The 12,696-nt window shown below is 67.6% G+C and carries 14 protein-coding genes; 3 read left to right on the top strand and 11 right to left on the bottom strand.

Annotated elements, in window-relative coordinates:
- Position 1: 1 nt before the first annotated feature.
- From phnK to phnG, 6 genes are read right to left on the bottom strand one after another with little or no spacing between them, the layout of a single operon-like run.
- Complete coding sequence (phnK, locus tag VK682_RS19710; RefSeq protein ID WP_230794470.1) at positions 2 to 772, bottom strand: phosphonate C-P lyase system protein PhnK; 771 nt, start codon at positions 770 to 772, stop codon at positions 2 to 4.
- Positions 769 to 1,638, bottom strand: coding sequence for an alpha-D-ribose 1-methylphosphonate 5-phosphate C-P-lyase PhnJ (locus VK682_RS19705; protein WP_230794469.1), 870 nt, complete (start codon positions 1,636 to 1,638; stop codon positions 769 to 771). Before VK682_RS19705 ends, phnK begins: the two co-directional genes overlap by 4 nt.
- Positions 1,635 to 2,033, bottom strand: a complete 399-nt coding sequence (locus VK682_RS19700; protein WP_089848032.1) for a hypothetical protein — start codon at positions 2,031 to 2,033, stop codon at positions 1,635 to 1,637. Before VK682_RS19700 ends, VK682_RS19705 begins: the two co-directional genes overlap by 4 nt.
- Positions 2,030 to 3,112, bottom strand: coding sequence for a carbon-phosphorus lyase complex subunit (locus tag VK682_RS19695; protein ID WP_230794467.1), 1,083 nt, complete (start codon positions 3,110 to 3,112; stop codon positions 2,030 to 2,032). Before VK682_RS19695 ends, VK682_RS19700 begins: the two co-directional genes overlap by 4 nt.
- Positions 3,112 to 3,681 (bottom strand): phosphonate C-P lyase system protein PhnH, encoded by a 570-nt coding sequence (gene phnH, locus VK682_RS19690; RefSeq protein WP_230794466.1) that lies wholly within the window; start codon positions 3,679 to 3,681, stop codon positions 3,112 to 3,114. The genes VK682_RS19695 and phnH overlap by 1 nt, the downstream gene beginning before the upstream one ends.
- A gap of 2 nt (positions 3,682 to 3,683) precedes the next feature.
- Positions 3,684 to 4,133 carry a phosphonate C-P lyase system protein PhnG gene (phnG, locus tag VK682_RS19685; protein ID WP_324782437.1) on the bottom strand — a complete coding sequence of 150 codons (450 nt, stop codon included), beginning with the start codon at positions 4,131 to 4,133 and terminating at the stop codon, positions 3,684 to 3,686.
- 112 nt (positions 4,134 to 4,245) lie between these two features.
- Here phnG and phnF point away from each other — a divergent pair, with 112 nt between their 5' ends.
- Positions 4,246 to 4,965 carry a phosphonate metabolism transcriptional regulator PhnF gene (gene phnF, locus VK682_RS19680; protein ID WP_089848039.1) on the top strand — a complete coding sequence of 240 codons (720 nt, stop codon included), beginning with the start codon at positions 4,246 to 4,248 and terminating at the stop codon, positions 4,963 to 4,965.
- A 73-nt stretch (positions 4,966 to 5,038) separates the two neighbouring features.
- A complete protein-coding gene (locus VK682_RS19675; protein WP_089848041.1) occupies positions 5,039 to 6,220 on the top strand; it encodes an alpha-D-ribose 1-methylphosphonate 5-triphosphate diphosphatase in 1,182 nt (393 codons plus the stop codon).
- Between the two features lie 118 nt (positions 6,221 to 6,338).
- Here the strand turns inward: VK682_RS19675 and VK682_RS19670 are convergent, their stop codons facing one another.
- The 5 genes from VK682_RS19670 to phnC all read right to left on the bottom strand — a co-directional run bounded on the left by VK682_RS19670 (position 6,339) and on the right by phnC (position 10,979).
- A complete protein-coding gene (locus tag VK682_RS19670) occupies positions 6,339 to 6,953 on the bottom strand; it encodes a DapH/DapD/GlmU-related protein (protein ID WP_230794464.1) in 615 nt (204 codons plus the stop codon).
- On the bottom strand, positions 6,953 to 8,260 hold the full coding sequence (phnE, locus tag VK682_RS19665; RefSeq protein ID WP_324782436.1) for a phosphonate ABC transporter, permease protein PhnE: 1,308 nt from the start codon (positions 8,258 to 8,260) through the stop codon (positions 6,953 to 6,955). Before phnE (VK682_RS19665) ends, VK682_RS19670 begins: the two co-directional genes overlap by 1 nt.
- A 1-nt stretch (position 8,261) precedes the next feature.
- A complete protein-coding gene (gene phnE, locus VK682_RS19660; protein ID WP_375342686.1) occupies positions 8,262 to 9,128 on the bottom strand; it encodes a phosphonate ABC transporter, permease protein PhnE in 867 nt (288 codons plus the stop codon).
- A 79-nt stretch (positions 9,129 to 9,207) separates the two neighbouring features.
- Positions 9,208 to 10,113 carry a phosphonate ABC transporter substrate-binding protein gene (phnD, locus tag VK682_RS19655; RefSeq protein ID WP_089848047.1) on the bottom strand — a complete coding sequence of 302 codons (906 nt, stop codon included), beginning with the start codon at positions 10,111 to 10,113 and terminating at the stop codon, positions 9,208 to 9,210.
- A gap of 47 nt (positions 10,114 to 10,160) precedes the next feature.
- Entirely contained in the window at positions 10,161 to 10,979 is an 819-nt protein-coding gene (phnC, locus tag VK682_RS19650) for a phosphonate ABC transporter ATP-binding protein (RefSeq protein WP_230794611.1), read from the bottom strand.
- Positions 10,980 to 11,250: 271 nt separating this feature from the next.
- Here phnC and VK682_RS19645 point away from each other — a divergent pair, with 271 nt between their 5' ends.
- Entirely contained in the window at positions 11,251 to 12,651 is a 1,401-nt protein-coding gene (locus VK682_RS19645) for a hypothetical protein (protein WP_324782435.1), read from the top strand.
- Positions 12,652 to 12,696: the final 45 nt, after the last annotated feature.

Below are 12,696 nucleotides of genomic sequence, written 5' to 3'. Positions count from 1 at the left end.
GTCAGACCTGCAGAACGCTCGACACCAGAAGCTGGGTATAGCCGTGCTGCGGATCGTCCAGAACCTGATCGGTCAGCCCGCTTTCCACCACATGCCCGCCCTTCATCACCATCAGCCGGTCGGCCAGCAGCCGCACCACCGCCAGATCATGGGTGACGATGACGGCAGAGAGCCCCATCTCGCGCACCAGCCCGCGCAGCAGATCCAGAAGCCGCGCCTGCACGCTGACATCCAAGCCTCCGGTCGGCTCATCCATGAACACCAGCCGCGGCCCGGTCACCAGATTGCGCGCGATCTGCAGCCGCTGCTGCATCCCCCCCGAAAAGGCGCGCGGGCGGTCATCGACCCGGTCGGCGGCGATCTCCACCCGGCCCAGCCAGTCGATCGCCGTCTCGCGGATGTCGCCGTAATGACGGGCGCCTACGGCCATCAGCCGCTCGCCCACATTGCCGCCCGCCGACACGCCCATGCGCAGCCCGTCGCGCGGGTTCTGGTGGACAAAGGCCCAGTCGGTGCGCGCCAGCATCCGGCGTTCGGGTTCCGACAGCGCCAGCACGTCGCGCGGGCCCTCGGCGCGGGTGTCAAAGATCACGCGGCCCGCATCGGGGGCCAGGTGCCCGGCAAGACAGGAGAGCAGCGTGGACTTGCCCGATCCGGATTCCCCCACGATCCCCATGACCTCGCCCGGCCACAGATCAAAGCTGACATCGCCACAGCCCAGCCGGGCGCCGTAGCGTTTGGTGACGCCTTCCACCTTCAGCAGCGGAGTCATGCCGCATCCCCTTCTGATGAAAGCGCGCCGCGAAAGCCCCGGGCGCGGCGGGTCGCGCAGTAATCGGTGTCAGAGCAGACGAACATCCGCCCCCCTTCGTCATCCATGATGACCTCGTCCAGATAGCTGCTGCCCGATCCGCACAGGTCGCAGTCATGGTCGGCCTTGCTGGGATCAAAGGGATGATCCTCGAAATCGAGGCTGACCACCTTGGTATGCGGCGGCAGCGCATAGATGCGCTGTTCGCGGCCCGCGCCGAACAGCTGGATCGCGGCACTTTCCAGCCGGGGATTGTCGAATTTGGGAATGGGCGACGGGTCCATGACATAACGCCCCTCCACCTTCACCGGATAGGCATAGGCGGTGGAGATCGCGCCGTTATGGGCGATGTCCTCGTAAAGCTTCACATGCATGAGCCCGTATTCCTCCAGCGCGTGCATCTTGCGGGTCTCGGTCTCGCGCGGCTCAAGAAAGCGCAGCGGTTCGGGGATGGGCACCTGATAGACAAGGATCTGCCCTTCGGTCAGCGGGGTTTCCGGGATGCGGTGGCGGGTCTGGATCACGCTCGCCTCCTCGGTCCGGGTGGTCACCGCCACGCCGCCGGTGCGTTCGAAAAAGCGCCGGATCGACACGGCATTGGTGGTGTCGTCGGCGCCCTGATCGATGACCTTCAGCACGTCGTCGGGGGTCAGGCAGGCGGCGGTGACCTGCACGCCGCCGGTGCCCCAGCCATAGGGCATCGGCATTTCACGACTGGCAAAGGGCACCTGATAGCCGGGCACGGCCAGCCCCTTGAGGATGGCGCGGCGGATCATCCGCTTGGTCTGCTCATCCAGATAGGCAAAGTTATAGGCGGCGTCGGTCATGGTTCCTCATCTTCCTCGGCAAAGAGGTAAATCTCGCCCCAGACGATCTCGTCACCGAGTTCGGGGTCGCTGAAGGCTTCCAGCAGGGACAGATCGGGCGATCCGTCCTCGTCCAGCGGCAGGTCGGAGGGCTGGGCGATCAGCTTGATGTCCTCGATGGCCCCCGCCACGCCGCCGCATTCCGTGACATGTTCGGAAAGCAGCACCTCGGCTTCGGCGGCAGAGGTCGCGGCAAGGCAGATCCACAGCACCGCCAGCACCACATCGCCCTCCGGCTCGTCGCCAAAAAACGGGCAGTCGGTGCCGGGCATGCGGATCACTTCCACCAGCCCGCAATACCAGTCCTGCCCGTTGGGCAGCGCGGGAAGTTTTGCTCCGAAATAGGCCTTGGTCATGTCGCGGGATCCTTTGCTGTCATGGCATCCGCCCGCATCCGGCGCACCAGTTCCAGTTCGGACTGAAAATCGACGTAATGCGGCAGCTTGATATGTTCGAGAAAGCCGGTGCCCTGAATGTTGTCGGCATGGGCGAGCACGAATTCCTCGTCCTGAGCCGGGGCGCCGGTATTTTCCTCTCCCAGTTCCTGCCAGCGCAGCGACCGATCCACAAGCGCCATGGAAATCGCCTTGCGTTCCGTCTGTCCGAAGACCAGCCCGTATCCCCTTGTAAACTGGGGCGGTTCGGTCCTTGATCCCGAAAACTGGTTCACGGTCTCGCATTCGGTCAGCGTGACCTCTCCGATGCAGACGGCAAAACCCAGTTCGGGGATCTCCATCTCCACCTCCACCGCGCCGATGCGCAGCTCCCCCACGAAAGGATGGGTGCGCCCGTAGCCGCGCTGGGTGGAATAGGCCATGCCCAGCACGAAACCCTCGTCGCCCCGGGTCAGCGCCTGCAGCCGCAGCGCGCGGCCCGCCGGATATTCCATCGGCTGCCGGGTCATGTCGGGCGGCGTGTCCTCGGTGCGAACTTCGTCCTGTATCAGCCCGTCCTTGTTCAGAAATTCCGTCACGCGCGGCGTGGGCTCCTGACGCGGCTCCGCCTGCCGCGCGCGCGGGCCCTCGCCCTCGGCGGCCAGCGCAAAATCCAGCAGACGGTGCGTGTAATCGAAGGTCGGGCCCAGCACCTGACCGCCCGGCACGTCCTTGAAGGTGGCGCTGACCCGCCGGTCGCAGCGCATGGCGCCGGTATCGACCGGGATGGACACCCCCAGCCGCGGCAGCGTGGTGCGATAGGCGCGCAGCAGGAAGATCGCCTCGATCAGATCGCCGCGCGCCTGCTTGATCGCCAGCGCCGCCAGATCGGGATCGTAAAGCGAGCCTTCCGCCATCACCCGGTTCACCGCCAGCGTCATCTGTTCGCGGATCTGCTCCAGCGTCAGTTCCGGCACCGCGGGATCGCCGCGGCGTTCCTCGGCCAGCCAATCATGCGCCGCCTCGATGGCGCGCTCGCCGCCCTTGACTGCCACATACATCAGGCGGCCTCCACTTTCGTGCTGCGGGGAAGTGCGGCGATGTCGTCGCCGCAGGTAAAGAACGCATCCCAACCCAAGGGAAACAGGTCATTATTGCGCTGAAACGCTACTATCTCCGGCAGGCTCAGCCGCGCCTCCGTGGCGATGCCCGGCCCGGTCAGCCGCGCGCCATCCGGTGCCAGCCTGTCCATCTCGACGATCAGCGTCACCGCCCGGTCGGGATATTCGGCGGTGCCGATGCGGAACCGCTCCAGCGGCGCCAGTGCCGACCAAGATCCCAGCGCAAACATCGCCTCCTCCGCCGGAACCAGCGGCGCGCCCAGATGGAAGGCCACCCAGTCGCGCAGCGCGGCGCTGTCGGTGCCCTGTGCCAGATGCAGCGGCGTCTCGCGGTCGCAGAGCGTCAGCAGCAGCACTGACGCGGCCCCCGACAGGCCCGGCGCCTGCGCCCCCGTCACCGGCGCGATATGGCCGGGGCGCGCCATCACCTCGAGTGCGGCGCGAAACGCCCGCGCCGCCTGCACCGGCGCGTCGGAAAATCCGCCCGTCAGGGCCTCCGTGGTCGGCATCGTCATTCTCCCCGCACCATGGTAAAAAACTCCACCTTCGTGGCGGCGGCCTTGGCGGCGCGGTCATGGCGCCGCGCGGCCTCCTCGGCGGCCAGCACCTCCAGCACCTCGGCCCGGATCTCGGCCGCACGCGGCCCCGCCATCAGCGCATCCACCAGCGCCGCGCGTTCGGCATGAGCCCGGTCGCGCCCCATCACATGGGCATGGCCGGTCTCGCCGCTGGCGAGCCGCAGCGTGCAGCGCGTCACCGTCATCTCGCCCAGATTGAACGGCGCGCCGGTGCCGCCCGTCCGCCCGCGCAGCATCACGCCGCCGGTTTCCGGCACGCGCAGCCAGTCAAAGTCCGGCAGCGCCCGCCCCGCCATCAGCGCCGCCAGCCGTGCCGCGGGCGCCCGCGCCAGAAGCCCCATCCAGCCCTGCCGGGCCGCCGTTTCCGTTTCGGTTCCGCTCATCTGGACACCTTGCCGATCTGTCTAGGTTCCTATACAACTAGACAAATACTAGGCGCGACTCGCCCCCGACGGCAAGCGTCAAAGCGTGAAATTTCAATGACAGGAGCCCGCCATGACCCGCAGCCCGGTCTGGTCGACCATCGCCACCACGCTGGAGGCGGAAATCGCGCGCGGCCATTACCGCGCGGGCGACAAGCTGCCCACCGAGGCGGAACTGTCCAGCCGCTTCGGGGTGAACCGCCACACCGTGCGCCGGGCGCTTGCCGATCTGGCCGAACGCGGGCTGGTGCATGCGCGGCGCGGCTCGGGCGTGTTCGTGCGCATGGCGCCGATGGATTACCCGCTGGGCGAACGGGTGCGCTTTCACCAGAATGTCCGCGCCACGGGCCGCCTGCCGGACAAGCGCATCCTGCGGCTGGAAACCCGCCCGGCGGATACCACCGAGGCGCAGGCGCTGGCTCTCGCCCCCGGCGATCCGGTGCTGGTGCATGAGGGCCTGTCGCTGGCGGGCGGCACGCCGGTTGCGCATTTCATCAGCCTCTTTCCGCAATCCCGCCTGCCCGGTCTGGCGGAGGCGCTGCGCGAGACCGCCTCGGTCACCGAGGCGCTGCGCCGCGCGGGTGTGGCCGATTACACCCGCGTCTTCACCCGGCTGACCGCCGAGCCTGCCAGCGCCACGCAGGCGCTGCATCTGAACCTGCGCGAAGGTGCCCCGCTGCTGCGGTCTGTGGGGCTCAACCTCGACCCCGAAGGGCAGCCGGTGGAACAGGGCCACACATGGTTCGCAGGCGACCGCGTGGCGCTGACCGTCAGCCCGGAACATGACGCCTGAGCGCGTCATGCCCCTGACACAGAGAGTCGGTAGAGACGGGAAAAACGCAGAGCAGGCAAGGCAGGTGACTTGCATGACGGCCCAACTTCCCCCCCTGCGCCTGACCGGCGCCACCATCCTGCGCGACGGCATGTTGCAGCGGCGCTCTCTGGTGATCGAAGGCGGTTTCATCAGCAAGGGCCCCCGGCCAGAGGTGGATCTGTCGGGCTATCTGATCCTGCCGGGCATCATCGACCTGCATGGCGACGCCTTCGAACGCCAGATCGCGCCCCGTCCCTCGGCGCCCTTTCCCATCGCCTCGGGCCTGCGCGCCACCGACCGCGAGGCCGCCTCGCATGGCGTCACCACCGCATGGCTCGCCCAGTGCTGGAGCTGGGAAGGCGGCATGCGCGGCCCCGATTTTGCCGAAGCCGTGCTGCGCGAACTGGACAGCTACCGCCCGCAGGCGCTCACCGACCTGCGGCTGCAGATCCGCTGCGAAACCCATATGCCCGAAACCCGCGACCGGCTTCTGGCCGCCGTGACCCGGCACCGCGTCGATTACGTGGTGTTCAACAACCACCTGCCCGAAGCGCTGGAGGTGGCGGAACGCGCCCCCGGTCGGCTCGCCGCTTGGGCCGACCGCGCGGGCGATGCGCCGCAGGTGTTCCGCAGCCGCCTGCAGGCGGCCAAGGACCGCGCCCGCGAGGTGCCGCGCCATCTCTGCGCGCTGGCCGAAGCCTTTGATGCCATGGACATCCGCTATGGCAGCCATGACGATCCCGATGGCGAGACGCGGGAATATTACCGGCTCATCGGCGCGCGGATCGCGGAATTTCCCACCTCGGTCAGCGCCGCCAAGCTGGCGCGCGCCTGCAACGATCCGGTGCTGATGGGCGCGCCCAATGTGGTGCGCGGCGGCAGTCAGGCGGGCAATGTCTCGGCCCAGCATCTGGTGGCGGCGGGGCTCTGTGACGCGCTGGTGTCGGATTACCACTATCCCTGCCTTGCCGAAGCGGCATGGGTGCTGGTCGACAAGGGCCTGCGCGGACTGGCGCAGGCCTGGGCGATGATCTCGACCACGCCTGCGGAAATCATGGGCCTTGCCGATCGCGGCACGCTGGACCATGGCAAGCGCGCCGATTTTGTGGTGGTCAACGAAGCCACCCGCGCGATCGAGGCCACGGTCAGCGGCGGGCGGCTCACCTATCTGGCTGGCGGCGCGGGGGCCCGCATGGTCTCGGCGCTACAGGAAACCCGGATGGCCGCGGAATAACCCGCCGCCGCACGCACGCCTCCGGCCCCGGCCTTCATCTTGCCCCTAAACTCCGGGGGTGAATTGGCGCGGCACGCGCCAAGAGGGGGCAGCGCCCCCTCCTCTGCCTGACCAAAACTCAGCCGTGGTATTTTTCCAGAAACGCCTCGATCTCCAGACTGCGGAAATCCTCCAGCCGCTCGCGCAGCAGCGCGTGATCCCAGTCCCACCATGCCAGCGCGCTCAACCGCTCGGCGATGCGCGGGGCAAAGCGCGGGCGCATCGGCGTGGCGGGCACCCCGGTCACGATCCAGTAGGGCGGCACATCCTTGGTCACCACCGCCCCCGCGCCCACCACGGCACCGTCGCCGATCGTCACCTCGGGGCGGATCACCGCGCCATGGCCGATCCATGTGTCATGGCCGATGCGGGCACGGCGCGACAGGCGGCGGGCAAAAAACGCCTCGTCCCGCGCCGCGTCGTCCCAGTAATCGCCCGAGCGATACAGGAAATGGTGCAGCGAGGCCTGCTGCATCGGATGATCCGTCGGCCCGACCCGCACGAAGCTCGCGATATTGGCGAACTTGCCCACGCTGGCATTGGCCAGATCGGCATAGCGGTCACAGTAGGAATAATCCCCCATCTCCACATGGCTCAGCCGCGAGCCGCGCCCGATCTCGACCCAGCCGCCGAAGCTGCAATCCGCGATCTCGCAGTCGGGATGGATCAGCGGCTCGCGTCCCAGCCGCGCCATCACGATCCCCGGATCAGCTTGCGGCGCAGCCAGCCCGACAGGCTGTCCATCGCCATGACCATCAGCACCACCAGCAGGATGTAATAGGTCACCTCTTCCCAGTCCTTCTGGGTGATCATCGCCTGCGTCAGCAGCAGGCCGATGCCGCCGCCGGTGATCGCGCCGATGATGGTGGCCGAGCGGGTGTTGGATTCAAGAAAGTAAAGCACCTGACTGATCAGCACCGGCATCACCTGCGGGATCACCCCGAAGCGGTAGCGCTGCAGCGGCTTGGCGCCGGTGGAGGCGACCCCTTCGATCTGGCGGCCATCGACGTTTTCCAGCGCTTCGGAAAACAGCTTGCCGAAGCTGCCGGTGTCGGTGATCAGCATGGCCAGCGCCCCGGTCAGCGGGCCGGGCCCGAAGGCGCGGCTCAGCACGATGGTCCAGATCAGCCCGTCCACCCCGCGCAGGAAATCGAACACCCGCCGCGTGGCAAAACGCAGCGCCCCCAGCGGCGCAAAATTCCTGGCCGACAGGAAGGCCAGCGGCAGCGCCACGATGGCGGCCCCCATGGTGCCCAGAAAGGCCATCAGCAGCGTCTCGAACAGCGCCCAGGCCACATCGGCGTGGCGCCACATGCCGTTCTGCCAGAAGTCATGCCAAGCCCCGGCCAGATTGCCGCGCGCGGGATCGATCTGGTCGCCGAACAGGATCTCGGTCAGGCCATGACCATGATAGGGGCTGTCGAGCGTGAAGAAGAACAGCTCCCAGCCGGGGAAATAGCGGAACACCTCGGTCTTGGCGCGGGTCAGCGCCACGCGCGCCTCGGGGCGGGTGATCTGCACCCGCGAGGAGGAGGCGGAAATCCACTCGGGCAGCCCGGTTTCGGGCAGGTTGGTGACAAGGCTGCGCCCGTCAAGGCGGCCCTCGATCACCCCGTAGCCCGGCACGTCCCAGACAAAGCCGTTCTCCGGCAGCAGCAGGATATGCTGGCCCTCGCCCAGATCGACACGGGTGGCCTCGCCCTCGGGCGTCACCCAGTCGGGCGAGGTGCCTTCGGCATAGGCGCCCTTGCGCTCGCCCTCGATGGCGATGTCGATCCCGCCGGAGCGGTTGTCGCGGGTGACATGGGTCTTGTAGCTCCATGTGTCCGACAGCAGCGTCTGCGCATTGTCCATGCGCGCGCGTTCCGCAAGGCCGGGCAGGTCGAAGGCGAAAAAGACATAGACCAGATAGACCAGCACCAGCGCGGGCAGGCCGAAGCTCAGCAGCTTCTTGCGGGTGAACAGCCGGTCGGCGGAGGCGTAAAGGGCGGCATCGGCCATGTCAGTGACCCTTCGATCTGGAGGTGATCATCATGTGCCGGACATGGCCGGACAGCTGGTCGAAGACCACGATGGTCAGGAACAGCAGGATGAAGATGGCGGCGGCCTCGTCGAACTTGCCCTGCCCCCAGGACATGGTGTTGCGCAGCTCGTAGCCGATGCCGCCCGCGCCGACGAAGCCAAGGATGGCCGAGGCGCGGATGTTGATTTCAAAGCGCATCAGCGCATAGCTGAGGTAATTGGGCGAGACCTGCGGCACCACGCCCAGCCACATGCGCTGCAGCCATGTGGCGCCCACCGAATGCAGCCCCTCGACCGGCTTCAGATCGGCGTTTTCATTGACCTCGGAGAAAAGTTTCCCCAGCGCCCCGGCGGTGTGCAGCGCGATGGCGATCATCGCGGGCACCGGCCCGCCGCCCAGCACGAAGATCAGCACCAGCGCCACCACGATCTCGGGCACCGCGCGCAGCAGATCCATCAGCCGCCGGAACACCGGGATCAGCCGCGGCCAGCGCGCCAGCCCCCTTGTCGCCAGCAGCGACAGCACCATGGCCCCCAGCGTGCCCAGCAGGGTCGACACGGCGGCGATGTTGACGGTTTCCACAAGGGCGGGGAAATATTTCACCAGATAGCCCGGCAGCAGGTTCAGGCGGGGGATGGTGTCGCGCACCACATCGGCCGGGAAATCAAGGATATGCGGCAGACCGTCCCAGAACCCGCCGGCATTGCGCCCGTCGGCCAGCAGGAATCCCGAAACCATGAGCAGCACGAAGACCGCCATCAGGATGCCGCCGTAAAGCCTGCGGCGGGCGGTCAGCGCAAGGTAATGCGCGCGCGTGTCAAAGGGAGCGTCGGGCATCTGGGTCATGCGGGCTTCCGGATCAGGGGGGGACAGACAGGCAAAGGGGCCCCGCGTCTGCCGCGGGGCCCCGGATCAGGAGCGTGGATCAGTTGGACTGCGACTGGCGCGCCGCGATGATCGACAGGTAGTTGTCGTGGGTGATCGGCTTGAAGCCAAGGCTTTCACCGGCGGAGATGTTGTAGGTGCAGTCCTTGTCGGTCTCGTACATGTTCTGCACCAGTGCCGTCATCTTTTCCTTGACGTCGGCGGGCAGACCCTTGCGCAGCACGATCGGGCCTTCGGGGATCTCCTTGGAGCGCCAGATCTCGACCAGATCGTTCATGTCGATCAGGCCCGCATCCACGGCCTTGCGCAGCGAGCCGGAGTTGTAGCCGTCTTCCCAGTTGCCCTGGCCATCGGCCCAGGTCACGCCCGCATCCACATCGCCATTGTTCACGGCGACGATGGTCTGCTCGTGACCGCCGACAAACTTCACTTCCTTGAAGTAGTCACCGGATTCCATGGTGATCCCGTCCTTGTACTGGGGGATTTCCACGGCGGGGATCAGGTAGCCGGAGGTGGAGTTCGGATCGCCGAAGGCGAAGACCTTGCCTTCCATGTCGTCCAGCGAGGTGACGCCGCTGTCCTTGCGGGCAAAGCCGATGGAGTAATAGCCGATGGTGCCGTCCATGTTGACCTTGACCAGCGCGGGTTCCACCGCCTCGGGGTCGGACAGGTAGATCGCGGCATAGGCGGAGGCGCCGAGCCATGCCATGTCGATGGTGCCGCCCAGCAGACCCTGGATCACGCCGTTATAGTCGGCGGGAGCAAACAGCTTGGCGGGGACGCCCAGCGTTTCTTCGGTGTAGTTTTTCAGGCATTCGTGGTTGTTCAGACGGTCCTGGGCGTTTTCGCCGCCAAGGATGCCGATGTTGAACTCGGTGATGTCCTGCGCCTGAGCCGCGCCCACAAGGGCGGTGGTGGCAAGCATCGCTGCGAAGATGGTCTTCATGGTCTTCCCTCTCGGTGATGGGCCGGTCGCTCTGGCCCTTGGTCGCGTCAGACCGTGACTTCCGCCTGCCGGATTTCCTCGGCGGCGACGGGGTCGCGGATTTCGGTGGAGGTGGCGTTTTCCGAAAATTCGGCCCCCGCGCCGTAGATGTCGCGGGCAACACCGGTGGTCAGCTGTTCGGGGGTGCCGTCGAACACGATGCGGCCATCGCGCATGCCGATCACCCGGTCGCAGTAGCGCCGCGCGGTGTCGAGCGTGTGCAGGTTGGCGATGACCATGCGGCCATCTTCCTCGTGGATGCGGCGCAGCGCCTCCATGACGATCTGCGCGTTCATCGGATCGAGCGAGGCGATGGGTTCGTCGGCAAGGATCACCTTGGGATCCTGCATCAGGGCGCGGGCGATGGCGACGCGCTGCTGCTGGCCGCCCGACAGCGCCTCGGCGCGCTTGGCGGCATGGGCGGCGATGCCCAGACGGTCAAGGATGTCGATGGCGCGGTGGATGTCGGCGCGGGGATAGACGTTGAACAGCGTGGCAAGGCTGGAGCGCTGCGCCAGCGTGCCGTGCAGCACGTTCGACACCACGTCCATGCGCGGCACCAGATTGAACTGCTGGAAGATCATCGCGCAGTCGGACTGCCACGCGCGTTTTTCGGCGCCGCGCAGGGTCAGCACGTCGCGCCCCTTGAACAGCAGCCTGCCGGATGTGGCATCGGTCAGCCGGTTCATCATCCGCAGGAAGGTGGATTTGCCGGCGCCCGACCGTCCGATGATGCCAATCATCAGCGGTCGGTCGACGGTGAAGGTCGCCTTGTCGACAGCGGTATTGCTGCCGAAGCGCTTGGTCAGGTTCTCGACGGTGAGCATATGTCCCCCGGTACGTTCGGGGCGGTTCTGGGGCCATGTGATGAAGGCTCCGTGACGGCGGGGATGCGGTTTCATGTCAGTCCGGCGAAGGTTTTGTGACAGGCGCAGGGATCCGGACCAAGGGGGGCTCTGCCCCCGTCCGCTGGCGCGGACTCCCCCGGGATATTTGGGGCCGCTGGAAACGAGGGGGGGACGCCGCAGGTCATTGCGGTTGTGCGCCGGGGCTGGTTTAAGCCCGGGGCATGCGCAACCCGCCGCGAAAGCCCCGACCTTGATCCTGATCTCTCCGACGCTCGACCGGGTGACCGGAGTTCTGCTGGTGGTGCTGACCGGCGTGGTGATCGCACAGGAATGGCATCTGCTGGGGCCCGCGCCCGCGCTGCTGGCGCCGCTGGTGCTGGCGCTGACCGCCCTGCTGACGCTGCAGGTGGCGCCGGGGCGGCGGGCCTTTGTCGCGGTGGCGGGGGTGCTGACGCTGGCGCTGGTCTGGCGCGATCCCGAGGGCTGGCGCGCGGTGGTGGCGCGGGCCGTGGCCAGCGCTGCCTTCATCGTCGCGTTCTTTTCGGCGCTGGCCTCGCTGCGCAGTGCGGCGCAGCAGGCGGCGGCGATCCGGGCGGGGGGCACGTTTCTGGCGCTGCAGCCGCCGGGGCGGCGTTATCTGGCGCTGACGCTGGGCGGGCAGGCCTTCGCGCTGCTGCTCAATTACGGGGCGATCGCCCTTCTGGGCAGCCTTGCCACCGCCGCCGCCCGCGACGAGCCCGATGCCGAGATCCGGGCCCACCGCACAAGGCGCATGCTGCTGGCGATCCAGCGCGGCTTTGTCGCCTCGCTGCCATGGTCGCCGATGTCCTTTGCCGTGGCGATCAGCACCGCGCTGATCCCCGGCACCAGCTGGGGCACGATGCTGCTGCCGGGGCTGGCCACCATGGTGCTGCTGACCGGGGTGGGCTGGGGGCTGGACACGCTCTTCAAGCCGAAGCTGAGCCGCCCGCCCGCGCCGCGCATCCCCCCCGAGGGCAGCTGGGCGCTGCTGCTGCCGCTGGCGCTGCTGCTGGGGCTGCTGGTGCTGAGCGTGCTGGCGCTGCAGCTTGCCACCGGGTTCCGGGTCACCGGCATCGTCATGCTGGTGGTGCCGCTGATGGCGCTGGGCTGGGTGACGCTGCAGCAGCGCGAGGGCGGCCCGTCCCTGCCCCGCCGGGTGCGCGAGTTTGTCTGCGCCGACCTGCCCTCCTTCCGGGGCGAGATCACGCTGCTGATGATGGCGGGCTATATCGGCACGGTGGGCGCGCCGCTGCTGGCGCCGCTGATCCAGAGCTCGCCCTTTCACCCCGAGGATCTGCCGACGCCGCTGGTGCTGGCCGGGCTGGTCTGGCTGGTGCCGCTCTGCGGGCAGATCGGCATGAACCCGATCCTGACCGTCAGCCTGATCGCGCCCTCGGTGCCCTCCGCCGAAATGCTGGGCGTGCCGCCGGTGGCCATCGTCACCGCCATCACCGCAGGCTGGGCGCTGGGGGGCATCAGTTCGCCCTTCACCGCCACCACGCTGCTGGTGGGCAATTTCGGCGGGGTCAGCGCGCGGCATGTGGGGCTGCGCTGGAATGGCAGCTACATGGCGGTGATGCTGGTGCTCCTGCCGCTCTGGGTGCTGCTGCTGGCGTGGCTCGCGGGGTGATCGCCGGTTGCGGGGCGTGCCGGTTCTGGCCAGTGTCGGGGCAGG

The sequence above is a fragment of the Salipiger marinus genome (genome assembly GCF_035481585.1).
In the GTDB taxonomy this organism is placed as follows: domain Bacteria; phylum Pseudomonadota; class Alphaproteobacteria; order Rhodobacterales; family Rhodobacteraceae; genus Salipiger; species Salipiger marinus.
This window is presented reverse-complemented; position numbering and strand designations above follow the sequence as displayed.